The following is a 21,427-nucleotide window of genomic DNA, read 5'->3' on the forward strand; positions in this document are numbered from 1 at the left end:
GTGCGTCCGTTGGTCAGGTGCCAGGCGCTCCTGAGCGACGGTTGAAACTCAGCGCGGTGCGTCTGGCGGTTTCAGGCCGCTCGTCTGCAAGTCCGCCAGCACGCGTCGCGCCATCTCGCGCTCGACCTCGCGCGCCAGCCGATCCGCGAGGTGACGACGGAAACGGCGCCGGGCCTGCCACCACGACAGGCCCAGGCCCGCGGCGAACGCGATCGCCGTCAGGACGAACGCCAGCGCCATCAGCCGAGCAGCCCTCGCAGCAGTTGCAGCGCCGCGTTGGAGGCCGGCTCATCGCCGGTGACGGCGATCAGCTTGAACATGATCACCTGTCCGACACCGACGAAGAAGCCCAATGCAGCACCCACTGCGATCAGGATCCATTCGTCTTCCTTGAACGCCGGCCGCAGCATGCCTTCGAACTCCGGCGCCGGCAGAACCTCCAGGCGCTGCGCCAGGGTGTTCTGGATGTCCATCACTTCCTTGGCGTACTTGTCGACGTGGCGCACGGTTTCCGGCAGGTAATCCACCAGCCGGGTGACCGCCTTGTCCTTCATCGCAATGTAGCGCTTGGTACCTACGGTCCAGGCCACGAACGGCCGCGCGAGGCCGGACTGGTCGTCGATCACCCGCTTGATGTTCTTGGCGATCATGTTGAACACGCGATCCGCGTAGGGGCCCTTGAGCACCGCCTCGATGATGTGCGAGGGCGTCACGATCTCGTCGGCGATCAGACGTGCGTAATCGCGCGATACCTCTTTCTGGCGCTTGAAAAACAGGCCGTGCAGCACCATCGGACCGACGCGCAGCGGCGTCTGCGGGCGGAAGATCATCTCCAGCGCGATCCAGTTGGTGGCGTAGCCCACGATCAGACCGAACAACGGCAGTTGCCAGTCGGCCTTGTACAGGGTCCAGCCGATCATCTGGAAGATGCCGAAGATGAAGCCGAAGTAGAAGCCCGAGTTACCGATGAAGCGGAACTCGTCCTTGCCGGTTTCCAGGAAGATCTTGTTGATCAGCGCCTTGTCGCGTACCAGGGTGGTGACCACCATGTCCTTGAGATCGAACACCGTGGTGATGTTCTCCTTGATCTGATCCATGATCTGCGCGACGACCTCGGGGGCATCGTCCTGCACGCGGCGGATGATCAGTTCCTTGAGCGACGCCGGCAGGGTTTCCCACAGCGCCGGTTCGTACTCGCGCATCACCTCGTCGGTGATCTGGTCGACCAGTGCCAGGATCGGTTTTTCGATTTCCTCGGCGACGCGCCTCGGATCCAGACGGTCGAAGATTTCCCGCTCGGAAATCAGCCGCGGCACGATGGTGTCGCAGGCGATGCCGGCCATCTTGGCGCATTTGCGCGGCACGATGCCCTGCCAGCCCAGGTACGGCGGCTTGATGCCGAAGAATTCCAGCGGGTGGAACATCATCTTGATGGCGATGACGTTGGTGACGTAGCCGATGACACCGCTGGTGATCGGCATCGACAGGTACAGCCACATGTTGAGCTGGAAATCCGCCCAGGCGGCTTCGATCATGTTCTCTTCCTCCGGTTTGCGACGCGGATGCCGGCGCCCCGCGCCGCCCCTTCTTGTTATGCCGCCAGCGTATGTTGCGATGACGACCGCGTCAGCATTATGCGCCGCTCGCGCGGCGTTGGCGCTTGCCCTGGCGCAATAGAGGTGCGAGAAATTTGCCAGTGTGGGACCGGCGGTTCGCCGCGACTTGTTCGGGAGTCCCGGCGACCACGATCTCGCCGCCGCCCGAGCCGCCTTCGGGGCCCAGATCGATAATCCAGTCGGCGCGCTTGATCACGTCCAGGTTGTGCTCGATCACCACCACCGTGTTGCCGTGCTCGCGCAGCCGCTCCAGCACGCGCTGCAATTGCGCCACATCGTGAAAGTGCAGCCCGGTGGTGGGCTCGTCCAGGATGTAGAGGGTCTGGCCGGTGTCGCGCCGCGACAATTCCTTGGCCAGCTTGATGCGCTGCGCTTCGCCGCCCGACAGGGTGGTCGCGTTCTGGCCCAGCGTGATGTAGCTCAGGCCCACGTCCAGCAGGGTCTCCAGCTTGCGCGCCAGCGCCGGCACCGCCTTGAAGAACGGCAACGCTTCTTCCACCGTCATCGCCAGCACCTGGTCGATGGTCTTGCCCTTGTAACGGATATCCAGCGTCTCGCGGTTGTAGCGCCGGCCCTTGCAGGTGTCGCAGGTGACATAGACGTCCGGGAGAAAATGCATCTCCACCTTGATCACGCCGTCGCCCTCGCAGGTCTCGCAGCGCCCGCCCTTGACGTTGAAGCTGAATCGACCCGCCTCGTAGCCGCGCACCCGCGACTCCGGGACCTGCGCGAACAGCTCGCGGATGGGGGTGAACAGCCCGGTGTAGGTGGCCGGGTTGGAGCGCGGCGTGCGGCCGATCGGCGCCTGATCGATATCGATGACCTTGTCCAGATGATCGCGCAGGCCCTCGATGTGGTCGCATTCGGCGTGGCGCGTACCGGCGCCGTTGAGCTCGCGCGCCGCAAAGCCGTGAAGCGTGTCGTTGATCAGCGTCGACTTGCCGGAGCCCGATACGCCGGTCACGCAGGTGATCAGGCCAACCGGAATCTCGGCGGTGACGTTCTTCAGGTTGTTGCCACGCGCGCCGCGGATGGTGATGTGCTTGCCGGACCGGCGCGGCGTGCGGGCCTCGGGCACCGGGATGCGCTCGGCACCGGACAGGTAGCGGCCGGTGATCGATTCCGGCGCACGCTCCACGTCCGCCACGCTGCCCTGCGCGACGATACGACCACCATGCACGCCTGCGCCGGGACCGATGTCGATCACGTGGTCGGCGCGGCGGATCGCTTCCTCGTCGTGTTCCACCACGATCACCGAATTGCCCAGATCGCGCAGCCGGAACAGGGTCTTGAGCAGGCGTTCGTTGTCGCGCTGGTGCAGGCCGATACTGGGTTCGTCCAGCACGTACATCACCCCCACCAGCCCGGCGCCGATCTGCGAGGCCAGGCGGATGCGTTGCGCCTCGCCGCCAGACAAGGTCTCGGCGCTGCGCGCCAGGGTCAGATATTCCAGGCCGACGTTGTTGAGAAACCCCAGACGCGCGCAGATTTCTTTGAGGATCTTGCCGGCGATCTCGCCCTTGTGTCCCGGCAGATCGAGCTGCGAGAAAAACGCATCGGCGTCGCGCACCGACAGCGCGGTCAGCGACGGCAGGTTGCGCTCGGCCACGAACACGTTGCGCGCCGCGCGGTTGAGGCGCTGGCCACTACAATCCGGACACGGCTGGTCGGACAGATACCGCGCCAGCTCTTCGCGCACCGCCATCGATTCGGTTTCGCGGTAGCGCCGCTCCAGGTTGGGCAGAATCCCCTCGAAGCGGTGCGTACGCGACACCTTGCGGCCGCGTTCGTCCGGGTACTCGAACACCAGTTTCTCGTCGCCGCTGCCGCGCAGGATCAACTGTTGGGTCTTGATCGGAAGCTGGTCCCAAGCCTTTTCGGGATCGAATTGGTAATGCCTGGCCAGCGACTGGATGAAGTGCCAGTAGTAGGGATTCTTCTTGTCCCAACTGCGGATCGCGCCAGCGGCCAGCGATAGCTCGGGATGGGCCACCACCCGCGCGGGATCGAACACCTGCAGCATGCCCAGACCGTCGCAGGTGGCACAGGCGCCGTGCGGGGCGTTGAACGAAAACAGACGCGGTTCCAGTTCTTCGAGCGCGTAACCGCAGTGCGGGCAGCTCATGCGGTTGGAGAACAACAAGGGCTCGGGGAGACGGGAGATGGGAGACGGGAGATGGTCACTGTCCTTGTGGTTCGCCTTGTCTCCCGTCTCTCCTCTCCCCTCTCCCTGCCTTTCATGCGGCACCACCATCGCCAGGCCGCCAGACAGCTTCAGCGCGGTCTCGAACGACTCCGCCAGGCGCTGCTTGAATCCGGCGTCCGGCGCGCCGTCGCCAGCGCCGGCGCGAACCTTGAAGCGGTCCACCACCACGTCGACGTCGTGCTTGAGCTTGCGGTTGAGCGTGGGCACTTCCTCCAGCTCGTAGACCTTGCCGTCGACTCTTGCGCGCACAAAGCCCTGCGCGCGCATCTGCTCGAACCACTCGGCGTGCTCGCCCTTGCGGCCGCGCACCACCGGCGCCAGCAGCATCCAGGCCGAGCCCTCGGGCTGGGCCAGCACCAGGTCCACCATCTGCGCCACCGACTGCGCTTCCAGGGTCACGCCGTGATCGGGGCAGCGCGCCTGGCCCACGCGCGCAAACAGCAGGCGCAGGTAGTCGTAGATCTCGGTGACGGTGCCGACGGTGGAGCGCGGGTTGTGGCTGGTGGATTTCTGCTCGATCGAGATCGCCGGCGACAACCCTTCGATGCTGTCCACATCGGGCTTTTCCATCTGCCCCAGGAACTGGCGCGCATAGGACGACAGCGATTCCACGTAGCGCCGCTGACCCTCGGCGTACAGCGTGTCGAAGGCCAGCGACGATTTGCCGGAGCCGGACAGCCCGGTGATCACCACCAGCTTGTCGCGTGGCAGGTCCAGCGAGACGTTCTTGAGGTTGTGCGTGCGCGCGCCGCGGATACTGATCATGCGTCGAGGATGAAAGACGGTTGGAGGCGACCCGCGAGGGCCGCGAGGGAAGCCGCTACTATATGAGGCCGCTCCGCCGCGCTTCCATCCGCCGCAAGGCTTGTCACGGAAATTGCGTTCCTGTGGCGCGGACCCGCCGCGCGGCCCGATTCGATTTCAATGCCCCCAAATCCACCTCACGCCATCCCCGTCAACCTGCGGGACACTCCGCTTTGAACGCGCTGGAATGGCGCGCGGTCGCCGCGCTGGGCACGGTGTATGCGCTGCGCATGATCGGCATGTTCATGGTGTTGCCGGTGTTCGCGCTGTATGCGCTGGAGTTGCGCGGCGGCGCCACGCCGATGCAGGTGGGTCTGGCCATCGGCATTTACGGGTTGACCCAGGCGCTGCTGCAGATTCCGCTGGGTACGGCTTCGGATCGCTACGGGCGCAAGCCCATCATCTATGTCGGGCTGGCGGTATTCGCACTCGGCAGTCTGGTGGCCGGCCTTGCCGAAACGGTTGAAGGGGTGACCCTGGGCCGCCTGCTGCAAGGCATGGGCGCGATCTCGTCGGCGGTGGCCGCGCTGCTGGCCGACGTCACCCGCGACCAGGTGCGCACCCTGGCGATGACCATCGTCGGCGCCGGCATGGGACTGGCGTTCATCCTGGCCCTGGTGCTGGGGCCCGTGGTGGCGCTATGGGTGGGGGTGGACGGCATCTTCCTGCTCACCGCTGGGCTGGCCTTGCTGGCCATTCCCATGGTCGCGTTCGGCGTGCCCACGCCGCAGCGGCAGGTGCAGCGCGCCGGCGGGTTTCGGGAGGCGCTGAGCAATCCGGCGCTGCTGCGCCTCAACGCCGGCATATTTCTGCTGCATGCCACCATGATCGGCCTGTTCGTAGCCGCGCCGGTGGCCATCTTCGACACTCTGGGCCTGGACAGCACCCAGCAGTGGCGCCTGTATCTGCCGGTGCTGCTGCTGTCGGTGCTGCCGGTGTTCCCGCTGATCCGCTGGGCCGAGCGCGGACGACACAGCGCGCGGGTGTTCCGCGGCGCCATCGCCATGCTGATCGCCGCGATGCTGACGGCCGCGCTCGGGCATGCCAGCGTGGTGTGGCTGCCGCTGGCGATGCTGCTGTTCTTCATCCCGTTCAATTATCTGGAAGGCGCGCTGCCGTCCATGATCTCGCGCCGCGCGCCGCCGGATCGCCGCGGCGCCGCGCTGGGGGTTTATGCCACCTCGCAGTTCCTGGGCGCCTTCGCCGGTGGCACACTGACCGGTCTGGCCCAGTCATATTTCGGTCTGACCGGCGCATTCGCCGTCTGCGCGGTCCTGCCGCTGATCTGGCTGTTCATTCCGGCCGGTGAGCGCCAGGACAAGACGGCGGCGCCTTCGCTCAATCCCCAATCTTAGGAGCCCTCCATGGCCCGCGGAATCAACAAAGTCATCCTCATCGGCAACCTGGGCAAGGACCCGGAAGCCAAGACCTTCGCCAACGGCGGCTCGCTGACCAACGTCACCCTGGCCACCTCCGAAAGCTGGAAGGACAAGGACGGCCAGCAGCAGGAACGCACCGAGTGGCACAACGTGGTGTTCCACAACAAGCTCGGCGAGATCGTGGCGCAATACCTGCGCAAGGGCAGCAAGGTCTATGTGGAAGGCTCGCTGCGCACCCGCAAGTGGCAGGACAAGGAAGGCAAGGACCGCTACACCACCGAGATCCACGCCAACGAGATGCAGATGCTGGACAGCAAGGGCGGTGGAGGGGGCGGCGACAGCAGCGGGTCCTACGGCGGCGGTGCGCCCGCGCGCAGTTCGGCACCCAGCCGCGCGCCTGCTGCAGCACAGGAATCCGACGGCGGTGGATTCCGTGACGACCCGATCGACGATATCCCGTTCTAGCTCACTGCTGAGACCCACATGGCGACTTTGCCCGCCAGCGACGCGGCGCAGGGGCCTCGCGCCACCGCGGCCAGCCTGCATGCGCTGGCCGATGCGCTCATCGCTCGCGATCAGCGGGTGGCCTTCGCCGAGTCCTGCACCGGCGGCTTGATCGCCAAGCTCGCGACCGATCTGGCGGGATCTTCGGCCTGGTTCGAGTGCGGGCTGGTGACCTATAGCAACCGCGCCAAGCACAACTTTCTGGACGTGCCCGAGCAGGTGTTCGAGACCGATGGAGCGGTCAGTCGCGCGTGCGCTTTGGCCATGGTCGACGGGCTGTTGCGTCGCACCGGGGCGCATTGGGGCGCGGCGGTGACCGGCATTGCCGGACCCGGCGGCGGCAGCGCGGACAAGCCGGTCGGCACGGTCTGGATCGGTTGGGCCGGCGGCAGCCAGCCAGCGGCTGCGGAGCACTTTCATTTCAGTGGCGATCGCGCGGCCGTCCGCGAACGGGCAGCCGAAGCGGCGCTCGTCGGTCTGATCCGGCGGCTGCAGGATGCCGGCTGAGGCGGTCGTCGAGCGCTTGTTCTTTGCGCTGTGGCCGGACGACGTCTCCCGTACGGCTCTGGAGGGCGCGGTAGCCCAGTTGCGCCAGAGGCTGCATCCGACCGGGCGCTGGGTGCGTGCCCAGCGCTATCACCTGACCCTGCATTTCCTGGGCGAGTATCCGGTGCTGCCGCCCGCCTTGGTCCAGCGTGCGCTGGAGGCCGCCGCCAGCGTTCGCGCAGCGCCGTTTGTGCTCTGCATCGACCAAGCGGGTGGCTTTCGCAACCCGCGGTCGATTCCCTGGTGGTTGGGACCGCGCCACACGCCGCCCGAACTCAAGACGCTTTGGCGGGCGCTGCGCGAGGCACTGCAGGCGCAATCGGTCCCGTACGACACGCGCTTGCGCCTGACTCCGCACGTGACCGTGCTGTACGACGCGGCCCAGGTGCTGGCGCCGACACCGCTGCCGGAAGTGCGCTGGGAGGTCGACCGGTTCGCGCTGATTCGCAGCCGGCTGGGTGCCGACGCGGGCTACACCGTGCTGGGTAGCTGGCCGCTGCGACCGCCGACGGACCGTGCCGTGATCCAGCGCGATCTATGGGACACTTGACACCTCCCGCGCCGGTCCCGGCCCATTGCGCCTAGCTGCCGGCGGGTGAATCCCCTTCAATCGAGAAATGAGCATGGAAGACAACCGCCGCAAGGCCCTGGAAGCGGCCCTCGGACAGATCGAAAAGCAGTTCGGCAAGGGCGCCGTGATGCGCATGACCGGCGCCGACGCAGTGCGCGACGTCGACGTGGTGTCCACCGGCTCGCTGACCCTGGATACGGCGCTGGGCGTGGGCGGTCTGCCGCGCGGCCGCATCATTGAAATCTACGGGCCGGAATCGTCCGGCAAGACCACGCTGACCCTGCATGCCGTGGCAGAAGCGCAGAAGGCCGGTGGTGTGGCCGCGTTCATCGACGCCGAGCACGCGCTCGACGTGCAGTACGCCGCCAAGCTCGGCGTGAATATCGAAGAGTTGCTGGTGTCGCAGCCGGACACCGGCGAGCAGGCGCTGGAAATCGCCGACATGCTGGTGCGCTCCAACGCGGTCGACATCATCGTGGTCGACTCCGTGGCGGCACTGGTGCCCAAGGCGGAAATCGAAGGCGAGATGGGCGACAGCCACGTCGGTCTCCACGCGCGTTTGATGAGCCAGGCACTGCGCAAGCTGACTGGCAACATCTCGCGCAGCAAGACCATGGTGATCTTCATCAACCAGATCCGCATGAAGATCGGCGTGATGTACGGCTCGCCGGAAACCACCACCGGCGGCAACGCGCTGAAGTTCTACGCCTCGGTACGCCTGGACATCCGCCGCATCGGCAGCATCAAGAAGGGCGACGAGGTGGTGGGCAACGAAACCCGCGTGAAGATCGTCAAGAACAAGATGGCGCCGCCGTTCAAGGAGGCGATCTTCGAGATTCTCTACAACGAGGGCATCTCCAAGCTCGGCGAGCTGATCGACCTCGGCGTGGAGCACAAGCTGGTCGACAAGTCCGGTGCCTGGTACGCCTACAACGGCGACAAGATCGGGCAGGGCAAGGACAATGCGCGCGCCTTTCTCAAGGAGCGCCCGGAAATCGCCGCCCAGCTCGAGGCGGCGATCCGCGAGAAGCTTCAGGCCAAGCGTGCCCCACCCGAAAAAACCTGAGAAAGAGCGTACGCCGGCCGAGGCGCGAACCTCGGCCATGCGCATCCTGGCGCGCCGCGAGCACTCGGTGGCGCAGATCAAGCGCAAGCTCGGCCAGCGCGGGCATGATGAGCAAACCGCAACAGAGGTGGTGGAAAGCCTGACCGAGTCCGGCTTTCAGTCCGACAGCCGCTACGCTGAAACCCTGGCGCGCTCGCGCGCCAATCAGGGCTATGGCCCGCTACGCATTCGAGCGGAGCTCAAGGAAGCGAGGGTGCCGGATGCGCAGATCAGGGCGGCGTTCGAAGCACTGGACTGCGATTTCACCGAGCGAGCGGTGCAGGCCCGGGCCAAGAAGTTCGGCGCCGCCCCCGGGCGCGGCGAGGCCTGGCAGAAGCAGTACCGTTTTCTGGCCACCCGCGGTTTCGACTCCGACCAGATTCGGGCAGCGCTGAAGGGGCAGCCAGAGGATTGAGTAGGCGATGTCAACGAACCCGGTAGCCCGGGTGCAACCCGGTACGCAAGCTGAACCGGGATTTCAATCTCGGCCAGCCTAGCCCGGGGCCAGGACGGGCCGCACACGCGTTGTCTTTGCCCCGCGCATGGCGGCCCGACCGCCCCCCGGCTAAAATTGCGCCCCTTTGCCCGTCCCAGGCTCCTACCCGGTTTATGAACAGCAACGAGTTGCGCGCCAGATTCCTGGAATTCTTCCGGGTCAACGGCCACACCGTGGTGCCGTCGTCGCCGCTGGTGCCGGGCAACGACCCGACCCTGCTGTTCACCAACGCGGGCATGGTGCAGTTCAAGGACGTCTTCACCGGCCAGGACAAGCGCCCCTACGTGCGTGCGGCCAGCAGCCAGAAGTGCGTGCGCGCCGGCGGTAAGCACAACGATCTCGAGAACGTGGGCTACACCGCCCGCCATCACACCTTTTTCGAGATGCTGGGCAACTTCAGCTTCGGCGATTACTTCAAGGACGATGCGATCCGCTTCGGCTGGGAGTTCGTCACCGGCAAGCAGTGGCTGGGCATCGACCCGGCGCGCCTGCTGGTCACGGTTTATCAGTCCGACGACGAGGCCTTCGCGCTGTGGAAGAAGGTCGGCGTGGCCGAGTCGCGCATCGTGCGCATTGGTGACAACAAAGGAGCGAAATACGCCTCCGACAATTTCTGGAGTATGGGAGACACCGGGCCCTGCGGCCCCTGCACGGAAATTTTCTACGACCACGATCCGGATGGCTCCAAGGGTATCTGGGGCGGGCCTCCGGGCTCCCCCGAAGAGGATGGCGACCGCTGGATCGAGATCTGGAACCACGTGTTCATGCAGTTCGAGCGCGGCGGCGACGGCCGCATGGCGCCGCTGCCGGCGCCCAGCGTAGACACCGGCATGGGCCTGGAGCGCGTGGCGGCGCTGATGCAGGGCAGCAACGACAACTACCAGACCGATACCTTCCGTGCGCTCATCGAAGCGGTGGCGGAGCTGGCCAGGCAGCAGCCCTATGTCAGTCCGTCGCAGAAGGTCATCGCCGATCACATCCGTGCCACCAGCTTCCTGATCGCGGACGGCGTGCTGCCCTCCAACGAGGGTCGCGGTTACGTGCTGCGCAGAATCATGCGGCGCGCCATTCGCCACGGCTACAAGCTCGGCATCGAGGAGCCTTTCTTCAACCGGCTGGTTGCGCCGCTGGCAGCCGAGATGGGCGCTGCGTTCCCGGAACTGATTCAGCAGCAGACGCAGATCGAAAAAGCGATCCGCATTGAGGAGGACAGCTTTGCCGCCACCCTGGACAAGGGCATGAAGCTGCTCGAAGAGGCGGTGGACAAGCTCAACGACGGCGTGATTCCGGGCGAGGTGGTGTTCAAGCTCTACGATACCTATGGTTTCCCGTTCGACCTCACCGCCGACATCGCGCGCGAGCGCAATCTGACGATCGACGAGGCCGGCTACGAAGCGGCCATGGAAGAGCAGCGCACTCGCGCGCGCGCCGCCAGCAGCTTCAAGTCCGGAACGGCTTTGAGTTACGACGGGGCCGAGACCTGCTTCGTCGGTTACGACCAGCTTGCCGACGACGTGCAGGTGCTGGCGCTGTATCGCGACGGCCAGCCGGTGCCGGAACTGCACGAGGGCGAGGCTGGTGTGGTGGTGCTCGACCGCACGCCGTTCTATGCCGAAGGCGGCGGACAGGTGGGCGACAAGGGATTTATCTCATCCTCTCTCCCCGCATCGCGGGGAGAGGGCCAGGGTGAGGGGCGGCCGGAAAACGCGCACCCCCTCGCCCCCTCTCCCCCCCCCAAGGGGGAGAGGGGGTCTATTTTTGAAGTGAGCGACACGCTCAAGATCAAGGGCAACGTGTTCGGTCACCACGGCATTCTGAGCCGGGGTGCACTCAAGGTCGGTGCAAGTGTGCGCGCGGAGGTGAGCGAGAGTGTGCGCCGCGCCACCATGCGCAATCACTCGTCGACGCATCTGATGCATCGGGCGCTGCGCGACGTGCTCGGAACCCATGTGGCGCAGAAGGGTTCGCTGGTGGATTCGCAGCGCACGCGTTTCGATTTCTCGCACACGCAGGCGGTGACGCCCGAGGAGATTGCGCAGATCGAGGATCGGGTGAACCGCGCGATCCTCGCCAACGTGCCCGTGGCCGCGCAGTTGATGAAATACGACGACGCCATCGAGTCCGGCGCCATGGCGCTGTTCGGCGAGAAGTACGGCGACGAAGTGCGCGTGCTGGCGATGGGCCCACCCGAGGAAAATTACAGCACCGAGCTGTGCGGCGGCACGCACGTATCGCGCACCGGCGACATCGGCCTGTTCAAGATCATCGCCGAGTCCGGCGTGGCTGCCGGTGTGCGCCGGGTGGAAGCGATCACCGGCGAGAACGCGCTGAGCTATCTGCGCGAAACCGAAGGCCGGCTCAAGCAGGCGGGCGATCTGGTGCGTGCAGGGCGCGACGATCTGACCGACAAGATTCAACAAGTGCTGGAACGCGGCAAGCAGCTTGAAAAAGAGCTGGCGGCGCTCAAGAGCAAGCTGGCCTCAAGCGCCGGCGGCGATCTGGCCTCGCAGGCGCGCGACGTCAAGGGCGTGAAGGTCATCGCCGCCCAGGTCGAAGGCGTGGACGGCAACGAGCTGCGCAACCTCATGGATCAGCTCAAGGACAAACTCAAGTCCGGCATCGTGCTGCTGGGCAGCGCCAACGGGCCCAAGGTCAGCCTGATTGCCGGCGTTACCGCCGATCTCACCGCAAAGGTGAAAGCCGGTGAACTGGTGAGCTTCGCCGCCGGCCAAGTCGGTGGCAAGGGCGGCGGCAAGCCCGAGATGGCGCAGGCCGGCGGCACCCAGCCCGAGGCGCTACCGGCGGCGGTCGAGTCAGTTTTCGGTTGGCTGGAACAGAAACTGTAGGGCGGCCCGCAGCCGCTACGCGTGCGGCGGGCACGGCCCGCCCTACCTTCATCGATGCAAGAAAATGGCACTGATCGTTCAAAAATATGGCGGTACCTCGATGGGCTCGGTGGAGCGCATCGAGCACGTGGCCAACAAGGTGAAATCTTTCCGCGACCAGGGCCATCAAGTGGTGGTGGTGGTCTCGGCGATGTCGGGCGAGACGGATCGGCTGCTCAAGCTCGCCAGGAGCATCAACCCGCGTGGCAGTGCCCGGGAGATGGATCAGATCGCATCCACTGGCGAGCAGGTCACCATCGGCCTGCTGGCGCTGGCATTGCAAAAAGCCGGTGTGCAGAGCCGTTCCTACACCGGCCCGCAGGTCACCATCCGCACTGACGACGCTTTCGGCAAGGCGCGAATCCAGAGCATCGACAGCGAACGTCTGCTGGCCGACTGCAAGATCGGTATCGTGCCCGTGGTCGCAGGTTTCCAGGGCATCGCACCGGATGGCTCCACCGCCACCTTGGGCCGTGGTGGCTCCGACACCACCGGCGTGGCGATTGCCGCGGCGATGAAAGCCGACGAATGCCAGATCTACACCGACGTAGACGGCGTCTACACCACTGATCCGCGAGTCGAGCCCAAAGCGCGCCGCCTGGACAAGATCACCTTCGAAGAGATGCTGGAAATGGCCAGCCTCGGCTCGAAGGTCCTGCAGATCCGGTCGGTGGAGTTTGCCGGCAAGTACAAGGTCCCCCTGCGCGTGGTCTCCACTTTTGTGGATGGCCCCGGCACCCTGATTACGCTTGAGGATGACAACGTGGAATCGCCCCTGGTATCCGGCATCGCCTTCAATCGCGACGAAGCCCAGCTCACCGTGGCCGGTGTGCCCGACAAGCCTGGCATCGCCGCCGCCATCCTGGGCCCCATCGGCGACGCCAATGTCGAAGTGGACATGATCCTGCAGAACATCGGCGCCGACGGCAGCACCGACTTCACCTTCACCGTGCATCGCAACGATCTGGAAAAGGCGCATGAGATCGTCAAGAGGGTCGCCGGCGAACTCAAAGCCAAGGGTGTCACCGCCGCCAGCGACATCGTCAAGGTCTCTCTGGTCGGGGTGGGCATGCGCAGTCACGCCGGCATCGCCAGCAAGATGTTCAAGGTGCTGGCCGACGAGGGCATCAACATCCGCATGATCTCCACCTCGGAGATCAAGATCAGCGTGGTGGTGCAGGACAAATACCTGGAACTGGCCGTGCGTGCCCTGCACAAGGCATTCGGATTGGAAGGCGAAGTCGCTGGGGCTCAATAGGGGCCGCTTGGCGGCGGAATTGGCTTGTGGCCGCCCGGTCGGACCGCTACAATCCGCGCCCTTGCAGGCAGGCGGTTCGCCGCTTTTTGCATTCGGAGAGTTGGCCGAGTGGACGAAGGCGCTCCCCTGCTAAGGGAGTATAGGGTTTATCCCCTATCGAGGGTTCGAATCCCTCACTCTCCGCCACTCTTGCAGACCGGTTGGCCGGAGGCCAAGAAATCGATCCAGTGGACCGATTTCAGGGATGGAAGGCCACGGGAGTGGCGCTCGTCGTCGCAGGGATATGGCTGTACGGTTTTACGCGGGCCCGTAGCTCAGCTGGATAGAGTACCTGGCTACGAACCAGGTGGTCGGGAGTTCGAATCTCTCCGGGCCCACCATTTTCGGATGGTGGATTGATTAGGAAGGCCAAAGAGCTGAATGCTCCTTGGCCTTTTTGTTTGCGCGTTTGAATTTTAGGTCGGCGAGTTGGTCGACCGACTGAAAGCGATGGCCGCAAGCGAGTAGCGGAGAGCCTTGCGCGGATTCGGGGCTCGTCGACCCGGCGGACACTGAGTTTGAAAAGGGGAGACAGCTCGAAGTACTTTCGGGCTGCATTCCCGGTCAAAGTCACTCCGTGGAACAAATATTCGCGAACGATCTGAAGTCGATTCTGCATTCCAAGCGGGCGAACCTCTACTACCTGCAGCATTGCCGTGTACTGGTCAAAGGGGGCCGAGTCGAATACGTCACCGATCAGGGACGGGAATCGCTTTACTGGAACATCCCGATCGCCAACACAACAACCGTGCTGCTCGGCACCGGGACATCGATCACTCAAGCGGCGATGAGGGAGCTGGCCAAGGCCGGCGTGATGGTGGGCTTTTGTGGTGGTGGTGGAACCCCGCTGTTCAGCGCCAATGAGATGGATATCGAAGTCGCTTGGTTCTCGCCGCAAAGTGAGTACCGACCGACCGAGTATCTCCAGGCTTGGGTGCGGTTCTGGTTCGACGATACATTGCGCCTGCAAGCGGCCAAGGCGTTGCAACGTGCGCGCCTTGAGCGAATCCGAAGGGCTTGGCTGGAGAGTCGTCCGCTGCGAGAGGCCGGATTCGATGTGGATCGAGCTCGGTTGACCGGCTTGCTGGATCGTGCGGCAACAACGTCCGACACGGCTCCAGACACTGCGGCTCTGCTGACGGAAGAGGCGAGGCTGACCAAGGCGTTGTTTCGCTTGGCTGTCGACGCGACCCGCTATGGCGATTTCACACGCGCGAAGGGAGGGTCTGGTACTGATCCCGCCAACCGATTCCTCGATCACGGCAATTATTTGGCATACGGCCTCGGCGCCACCGCAACCTGGGTGCTCGGGCTGCCGCATGGTTTGGCAGTTCTGCACGGAAAGACCCGTCGAGGCGGTTTGGTGTTTGACGTTGCCGACCTTGTGAAGGATGCGGTGATCCTGCCGCAGGCCTTCATATCCGCGATGCGTGGTGATGAGGAGCAGGCATTTCGCCAGGCGTGTATTGAGCGCCTGACTCAAACTGAGTCGCTCGACTTTATGATCGAAACGCTTAAGTGCGTCGCTGCGGAGATAGGTGTACGCGCGCAATGAACGTATTGCTGATCTCGCAGTGCGACAAGCGCGCGCTCACCGAGACCCGGCGTATCCTGGACCAGTTTGCGGAGCGTCGCGGCAACTCCACTTGGCAGACGGCGATCACGCAGGCCGGACTGGATACATTGCGACGCCTGCTGCGCAAGACCGCGCGCAAAAACACTGCCGTTGCCTGTCACTGGATCCGCGGCCGCGACCACAGCGAACTGCTCTGGATCGTTGGTAACGCTGGCCGTTTCAACGCCGAAGGAGCGGTGCCCACCAACACCACCACCCGCGATGTCATGCGGCGGGCCGACGAGAACGACTGGCACACCGGCGAGGATATTCGCCTGCTTTCCGCGCTCGCGGCCCTGCTGCACGACTTGGGCAAGGCGTGTCAGGCGTTCCAGGATCGCCTGCGCCCCGGGTCGCCGATCGAGCGAAACCTGTATCGACATGAATGGATTTCGCTACGCCTCTTTCAAGCCTTCGTCGGCCCTTCGGACGATGTCGGATGGTTGCGGCGTCTGATTGAACCCACGAAGGCGGACGATGCCAGCTGGCTCGACAATCTTCAGCGCGACGGGATCAACGCCGTAACCCCGTATCCGTTCCCGCACCTGCCGCCTCTGGCGCAGGCGATTGGCTGGCTGGTGCTTACCCATCACCGCCTGCCCGTGTTGCCACAGCCGCCCGAAACCGGAGGCCGCAGGCTTGGTGCGAAGGTGAACAACTTCCGCAGCGAGCAGCTTCGCGACGTGCTGAGTGCGATCCACTCCGGGTGGAACGAGCGTTGCGATGAGACGGATCAGCGCCGAATCAAACCTTACTGGACGTTCCCGCACGGACTGCCCGTCACCACGGCGTTGTGGCGCAAGAAGGCGGCACGTTTGGCGCGTCGCCTGTTGACCGTGGTCGAGAGCCATGGCTCCGGTCCCTGGACGTCCAACCCCTACGTGATGCATCTCGCGCGGCTGACGCTGATGTTGGCGGATCATCACTATTCCAGTCTCGAAGACCCAACGGTCCGCATGCAGGGTGAGCGCGGCTATCCCCTGCTGGCCAATACGCAGCGCAAGAACGGGCAACCCAACCAGCCGCTGGACGAGCATCTGCTTGGCGTCGAGGCACATGCGGGAACGATTTCACATGCTCTGGCCGGCTTCGAGCGACATTTGCCGCGATTGGTGCGCCACAAGGGCTTGAAGAAGCGTAGCGGCGACGGTCGTTTCCGCTGGCAGGACCGCGCGGTCGATACCACGAGCGGTTTGCGCCTGCGCGCCGCGCGGCAAGGTGCGTTCATCGTCAACCTCGCGTCCACTGGCTGCGGTAAGACGCTCGCGAATGCGCGGATCATGAACGCGCTTGCCGATCCGCAGCAGGGATTACGCTGCGCTTTCGCCCTTGGCCTGCGTGCGCTCACGTTGCAGACAGGCCGTGCGTTCCGCGACCTGCTCGGCCTGTCTGACGAGGATCTCGCCATTCGGGTTGGCGGCAGTGCCAACCGCGAGCTGTTCGAGCACTACGAACGGCTGGCTGAGCGTAGCGGCTCGGCTTCTGTGCAGGCGCTTTTGCCGGAAGACAGCCACGTCCGCTATGAGGGCAACACCGAGCATCCACTGTTGCAGCGTGCCACGCACGATCCGCAGATTCGCAGCCTGTTGATGGCGCCTTTACTGGTTTGCACCGTCGATCATCTGACACCGGCAACCGAAAGCCAGCGCGGTGGACGCCAGATTGCGCCGATGCTGCGCATGATGAGCGGCGATCTGGTGCTCGACGAGCCGGACGATTTCGACCTGGCCGACCTGCCCGCGCTCACCCGGTTGGTTCACTGGGCCGGGCTCCTGGGCTCGCGCGTCCTGCTGTCGTCGGCCACGCTGCCGCCCTCGCTGGTCGAGGGCCTGTTTCTCGCATATCGCGAAGGGCGGGCTTGTTACCAGCGCAATCGCGGCGAACGGCCGGGGGCGCCGCCCAACATCTGCTGCGCCTGGTTCGATGAATTCAACCAGGCGCAGCAGGATTGCGCCGACGCCTCGACGTTCCGGCTGGCGCATCAGGCTTTCGCCGGGAAGCGCCACGCCTGCCTGGCCAGGGCCGTGGTGCGGCGCCGCAGCCGACTGCTGCCCTTGCAGATCGAGACACAGGACACCGCCGGTATACGCAAGGCCTTTGCCCGTCACGTGCGGGATGGCGCCGCGGAATTGCACCGGCAGCATCACAGCATCGATCCATCAAGCGGAAAGCGCGTCAGCTTCGGCCTGGTGCGCATGGCCAATATCGCGCCGCAGTTCGATGTGGCTCTTGCCCTGTATGCACTCGGCGCGATGGAGGGACAGCGCGTCCACCTCTGCGTCTATCACTCCCAGTATCCGCTGCTGGTTCGCTCGGCGATCGAACAGCGACTCGACCGCGCATTGGATCGACGGCGGCCGCAGGCGGTGTTCGAACTGCCGGATATCCGCGAGCGCCTGAACGCGGGCCCGGAGCAGGATCACCTGTTCATCGTGCTCGGCTCGCCGGTGACCGAGGTCGGGCGCGACCATGACTACGACTGGGCCATCGTCGAGCCATCGTCGATGCGCTCACTCATCCAACTCGCGGGGCGGGTGCGGCGGCATCGGTCCGAGCCCTGCGAAGTCGCGAACCTTCTGATCTTCGATACCAACCTGCGGCACTTCGAGAAGCGCGGTGAGCCGGCGTTCTGCAAGCCAGGCTTTGAGGACCCGGAATTCCGTCTGGTCGCTCATAGGCTGGAGACGCTGCTGGAGGACGACGAGCGCAGCGTCATCGATGCCCGGCCGCGCATCTTGGCCCGCGCCGAGGTCGACCTGCGTCCGAACGAAAACCTGGGCGATCTCGAACACCATCGACTGGCCAGGGACATGCTGCCTTCGCAGATCCCGGCAAAACCCTTGTCCAGTCGGGAACTTCGAGCTGGCCTTAAGCCACAACTGCCTGCTATCAACGCGAGCAGTGCCTGGTCGCTCCCCGACGCATCGCTGACTGCCGTGCTGCCGCAGCAACAGCCTTTCCGTGACGACCCCATCCCTCGGGTCGAACTGGTGCTGAGGCCGAACGAAGACGAGGACGACTACGAGCTGTTCCGCATCGATCCCGGCGAGCGCCGCTTCGACACGATTTACGTGAAGATCGAGAAAAGCCTGAATCATCGGATTTCAAGCGCGCTGCTCGATGGCCCGCGCATCAGGCCCTGGGCTGAAGCCGACTACCTGAGTGCGCTTGCGACCCTGGCCGAGGAGCAGGACCTGTCACTGGAACGCTGTGCCGAAAAATACGGGAAGGTGACGCTTCCGTTTAGCGAGCAGGGATGGTGGTTTCATCCGGCTTTGGGTTTCACCCGCAAGGCGTGAATCGCCGAGCGCTCTTACCTCGGCTCGTTGTCGCCGGGCGCATCCAACGCCGCGGCTTCAAGAATCGGCGGAAGCTGCGAGAGCAGGCTCGGAAGTGCCGTGCGTACTGTTTCCCAGACCACGGTCAGATTGATCTCAAAGTAACCATGCGCCATGCGGTTGCGCATGCCCTTCATGCTGGTCCAGGGAACCTCGGGATGCCGTGCGAGAAACGTGCTGTGGTTCTTGAGGAGTTGGGTGGCGGCCTCGCCCAGAACAATCAGATTCATCATCACTGCCTGCTGCGTGCGTTTGTCCGCACGAAATTCCACCTCGTCGAACCCTTCGACGTAGGCGCAGGCTTGCTGAGCGGCTTCCCGCACATGCTCAAGATAGGTCCTGAGCCGCTGCGCGCTCATATCGGCCGCGCGGTTGCCAGAATCTGGTCGCGGAACTTCGCCGGCAGATCGTCCGGGGTCAGCAGGTCCACCGGCACGCCGAGCAGAGCTTCCAGCTCAACTTGCAGCCCGCCCAGGTCGAACAGCGTGGTGCCGGGAAGCGGGTCAACCAGCAGGTCTAGATCACTGTCGATGCCGTCAGCCCCGGCCAACACCGAGCCGAATACCCGTGGATTCGTCGTGCGGAACCGCGCAACTATTTCACGAACCGTGGACCGGTTCTCGATCAGAGCATTAGATGGATTCATGTGATTGAGTACAGCATAGGACGCAGCGGGATTCCATCCATTGTTGACCCTGGCCCGGAGCGGCGTCGCTCTGGAAATTCAACCGGCTCCCCAAGAGCCAAACCCATGGAGTCATCGAAATGACCGACCATCCTCCTGACCGGCGAGGGATGTTCCGCGCCGCCATCCAAGGCTTCTTGAAAGCGCGTTGCGACGACAAGCTGGACAAGCTTCCCCCTGACGACCCCAAACGCGAGGCTTTGCTGGCCCAGTTCGAATACACGGCGTGGATTGCCGATGCCGCTCGAAGGGTCACGCAGATTCAGGCCGTCACCCACTCCCTAAAACCTATCCACCCGGATGCGCGCGGTACCAACCTCTATTGCCCGCCAGACAACTTGGGCGCGCATGTTGAGGTGGGCAGTCACTGCCTCCCAGCAAATTTCTCCGGCGATGTGGTCGGCAATGCCGCGGCGCTCGACGTCTACAAGTTCCTCAAAGTCGAAGCCGACGGTCGGCCGCTGCTGGCTTCGATGCTGGACCACGATAACGACCTGATCGCTGCGCTCAGTGACGATGCGCGGCAGGCCGAGGCTTGGTGCGCGGCCTTCGTCAGCATCACGGCCGCACGGGGTGACGTCAGCTCGCACACTCGAGGCAAGCAGCTTTATTGGCTGGTGGGCGAGGACCCGCAAAACGACGCTGACTACCAGGTGTTGGCGCCGCTTTACGCCAGCTCGCTGGCCCAGGCGGTCTACGAGGTCATCGACCATGACCGCTTCAGCGAAGAGGCCAAGGAAGCGCGCAAGGCAAAGCGCGAGGACTCCTTGCACCCCACGGGGTTCCACGAATACCCCGGTCTCGCCGTCCAGAAACTGGGAGGCACCAAGCCGCAGAACATTTCGCAGCTCAACAGCGAACGACGCGGCGTCAACTACTTGTTGGCCTCGCTGCCGCCGACCTGGAAGTCCCGCAGCATTCGAGCGCCTTATGACGCCGAATCGGTCTTTCGGAGATTCGGCCGCCAGCCGGAAGTACGGCGGCTGGTCGGCGAACTGCTCGTCTTTCTGGCGTCCGACCCCGATCCGAACGTCGAGACGCGGAAGTTGCGCGAGGCCTACGAAGACAAACTGATCGACGAGCTGATCGTATTTGCTGCCGAGTTCCAAGCCATCTTGTCCCCAGGCTGGAGCAGCGACCCACGTTGCCAGTTGCCGATGGAGGAACGGCTCTGGCTCGACCCGCGGCGCGGGGAATCGGACGAGGCGTTCAGCGCCGAATGGACGTGGATGGACTGGCCGGACGCGGTGGGCAAGCGCTTCGGTAACTGGCTCAACAGCCAGCTCGAAGGCCGCTTGCCGGTCGGCGACGTGGAGCAGCGTTATTGGGCGCATGAACTGGGCGTCGATCTGGAATGGCGGCAGCGTGCCAAGGACGGGGCACTGTGAAGGCGCCTCCGGATATCAAGGGTCTGCTGATCCTGCCGCGACTGCGCATCCAGAACGCTAACGCGATCTCCAGCCCGATGACGCATGGCTTTCCCTCGATCACGGCGTTCCTGGGGCTGATGTGGGCGCTGGAGCGCAAGCTGGGCGAGCATCACGCCCTGACGCTGGATGCGGTGGGTGTGATCTGTCATCACTTCGAGGAGCAGGTCACCGCAGAGGGGTATCCCCGCGCGTTCCGACTCACGCGCAACCCGGTGGACAAGGACGGCAGCACGGCCGCGATCGTGGAGGAGGGGCGGATTCACCTGGACCTCACGCTTGTCTTCGGTGTGCGCGGTGCGGCATTGGATGCGTCGGATGACGAGAAGCAGGCCACTGCGCAGGCGGTGGCGGATGCAGTGGCCGAATCGCGCGTGGCTGGTGGCAGCGTCATTCCGTCCATGGCGCCGGTCCGGCAACCCAGTCCGCAACTTGTCCCGTTGGGGGATGCCTTCGAAGACCGGGCCAAGGCGCTGAGAAAGCTGCGCCGACGCTGGCTGCCAGGTTTTGCGCTGGTGTGTCGCGACGATCTTTTGCAGAGCCGTCTCGACGAACTGCGCACCGCGAATCCGGATGCCAGCGCGCTCGATGCCTGGCTGCATTCCTCACGCCTCAACTGGTGCGCGGTGCAGAGCGTGCAAGCGGACGGGAGAACGTCGGTGGAATGGAAGCCCGATGAGCGCAAGGGCTGGATCGTGCCCATCCCGGTGGGTTACGGCGCCCTCACCGGCGTGTATCCCGCCGGATCCGTGACCCATGCGCGGGATCCGCGGACCCCGCTGCGCTTCGTGGAAAGCCTTTACTCGCTGGGGGAGTGGGTCAGCCCGCATCGAATCACCGAAATCAACGCCCTGCTGTGGTATGGCGACGCCGACGAGGCCACCGGCCTGTATCGAGCCCGCAACGCGTATTCCAACTTCGCCGCGACTATCCAAAACTGAATTCAAAGGAGT

At 64.5% G+C, this 21,427-nt stretch carries 17 protein-coding genes and 2 tRNA genes; 14 read left to right on the plus strand and 5 right to left on the minus strand.

The window, feature by feature from the left end; all coding sequences use genetic code 11:
- Positions 1-48 precede the first annotated feature (48 nt).
- The 3 genes from ACOOHP_RS16840 to uvrA all read right to left on the minus strand — a co-directional run bounded on the left by ACOOHP_RS16840 (position 49) and on the right by uvrA (position 4,587).
- Complete coding sequence (locus tag ACOOHP_RS16840) at positions 49-240, minus strand: hypothetical protein (protein WP_420467645.1); 192 nt, start codon at positions 238-240, stop codon at positions 49-51.
- Positions 240-1,535: a DUF445 domain-containing protein gene (locus ACOOHP_RS16845; RefSeq protein WP_420467646.1), complete on the minus strand. Its 1,296-nt coding sequence runs from the start codon at positions 1,533-1,535 to the stop codon at positions 240-242. The genes ACOOHP_RS16840 and ACOOHP_RS16845 overlap by 1 nt, the downstream gene beginning before the upstream one ends.
- Before the next feature lie 97 nt (positions 1,536-1,632).
- Positions 1,633-4,587 carry an excinuclease ABC subunit UvrA gene (gene uvrA, locus ACOOHP_RS16850; protein WP_420467647.1) on the minus strand — a complete coding sequence of 985 codons (2,955 nt, stop codon included), beginning with the start codon at positions 4,585-4,587 and terminating at the stop codon, positions 1,633-1,635.
- Between the two features lie 212 nt (positions 4,588-4,799).
- Between uvrA and ACOOHP_RS16855 the strand changes: the two genes are divergently transcribed.
- The 12 genes from ACOOHP_RS16855 (at position 4,800) to cas3f (ending at position 18,323) form a co-directional block, all read left to right on the plus strand.
- Complete coding sequence (locus ACOOHP_RS16855; protein ID WP_420467648.1) at positions 4,800-5,981, plus strand: MFS transporter; 1,182 nt, start codon at positions 4,800-4,802, stop codon at positions 5,979-5,981.
- Positions 5,982-5,990: 9 nt separating this feature from the next.
- Positions 5,991-6,470, plus strand: coding sequence for a single-stranded DNA-binding protein (locus ACOOHP_RS16860; protein WP_420467649.1), 480 nt, complete (start codon positions 5,991-5,993; stop codon positions 6,468-6,470).
- An 18-nt stretch (positions 6,471-6,488) separates the two neighbouring features.
- On the plus strand, positions 6,489-7,016 hold the full coding sequence (locus ACOOHP_RS16865) for a CinA family protein (protein WP_420467650.1): 528 nt from the start codon (positions 6,489-6,491) through the stop codon (positions 7,014-7,016).
- Positions 7,006-7,605: an RNA 2',3'-cyclic phosphodiesterase gene (gene thpR / locus ACOOHP_RS16870; protein WP_420467651.1), complete on the plus strand. Its 600-nt coding sequence runs from the start codon at positions 7,006-7,008 to the stop codon at positions 7,603-7,605. Before ACOOHP_RS16865 ends, thpR begins: the two co-directional genes overlap by 11 nt.
- Positions 7,606-7,678: 73 nt before the next feature.
- Positions 7,679-8,692, plus strand: a complete 1,014-nt coding sequence (gene recA, locus ACOOHP_RS16875; RefSeq protein ID WP_420467652.1) for a recombinase RecA — start codon at positions 7,679-7,681, stop codon at positions 8,690-8,692.
- Positions 8,670-9,146 (plus strand): regulatory protein RecX, encoded by a 477-nt coding sequence (locus tag ACOOHP_RS16880; protein ID WP_420467653.1) that lies wholly within the window; start codon positions 8,670-8,672, stop codon positions 9,144-9,146. The genes recA and ACOOHP_RS16880 overlap by 23 nt, the downstream gene beginning before the upstream one ends.
- Positions 9,147-9,340: 194 nt before the next feature.
- Positions 9,341-12,073 carry an alanine--tRNA ligase gene (gene alaS, locus ACOOHP_RS16885; protein WP_420467654.1) on the plus strand — a complete coding sequence of 911 codons (2,733 nt, stop codon included), beginning with the start codon at positions 9,341-9,343 and terminating at the stop codon, positions 12,071-12,073.
- Between the two features lie 64 nt (positions 12,074-12,137).
- Positions 12,138-13,370, plus strand: coding sequence for an aspartate kinase (locus tag ACOOHP_RS16890; protein WP_420467655.1), 1,233 nt, complete (start codon positions 12,138-12,140; stop codon positions 13,368-13,370).
- Positions 13,371-13,464: 94 nt separating this feature from the next.
- Positions 13,465-13,556 (plus strand) — tRNA-Ser (locus ACOOHP_RS16895).
- A 117-nt stretch (positions 13,557-13,673) separates the two neighbouring features.
- Positions 13,674-13,750: transfer RNA gene (locus ACOOHP_RS16900), tRNA-Arg, on the plus strand.
- Between the two features lie 236 nt (positions 13,751-13,986).
- Positions 13,987-14,964: a type I-F CRISPR-associated endonuclease Cas1f gene (gene cas1f / locus ACOOHP_RS16905; RefSeq protein ID WP_420467656.1), complete on the plus strand. Its 978-nt coding sequence runs from the start codon at positions 13,987-13,989 to the stop codon at positions 14,962-14,964.
- Positions 14,961-18,323, plus strand: coding sequence for a type I-F CRISPR-associated helicase Cas3f (cas3f, locus tag ACOOHP_RS16910; RefSeq protein WP_420467657.1), 3,363 nt, complete (start codon positions 14,961-14,963; stop codon positions 18,321-18,323). The genes cas1f and cas3f overlap by 4 nt, the downstream gene beginning before the upstream one ends.
- A gap of 14 nt (positions 18,324-18,337) precedes the next feature.
- Here cas3f and ACOOHP_RS16915 read toward each other — a convergent pair whose 3' ends face one another.
- Positions 18,338-18,721, minus strand: a complete 384-nt coding sequence (locus ACOOHP_RS16915) for a DUF86 domain-containing protein (RefSeq protein WP_420467658.1) — start codon at positions 18,719-18,721, stop codon at positions 18,338-18,340.
- Positions 18,718-19,008, minus strand: a complete 291-nt coding sequence (locus tag ACOOHP_RS16920; protein WP_420467659.1) for a nucleotidyltransferase family protein — start codon at positions 19,006-19,008, stop codon at positions 18,718-18,720. The genes ACOOHP_RS16915 and ACOOHP_RS16920 overlap by 4 nt, the downstream gene beginning before the upstream one ends.
- 119 nt (positions 19,009-19,127) lie before the next feature.
- Between ACOOHP_RS16920 and csy1 the strand changes: the two genes are divergently transcribed.
- Positions 19,128-20,435, plus strand: coding sequence for a type I-F CRISPR-associated protein Csy1 (gene csy1, locus ACOOHP_RS16925; protein WP_420467660.1), 1,308 nt, complete (start codon positions 19,128-19,130; stop codon positions 20,433-20,435).
- A complete protein-coding gene (gene csy2 / locus ACOOHP_RS16930; RefSeq protein WP_420467661.1) occupies positions 20,432-21,415 on the plus strand; it encodes a type I-F CRISPR-associated protein Csy2 in 984 nt (327 codons plus the stop codon). The genes csy1 and csy2 overlap by 4 nt, the downstream gene beginning before the upstream one ends.
- Positions 21,416-21,427: the final 12 nt, after the last annotated feature.

The organism is Panacagrimonas sp. (assembly GCF_965216805.1).
Taxonomy (GTDB): domain Bacteria; phylum Pseudomonadota; class Gammaproteobacteria; order Nevskiales; family Nevskiaceae; genus Panacagrimonas.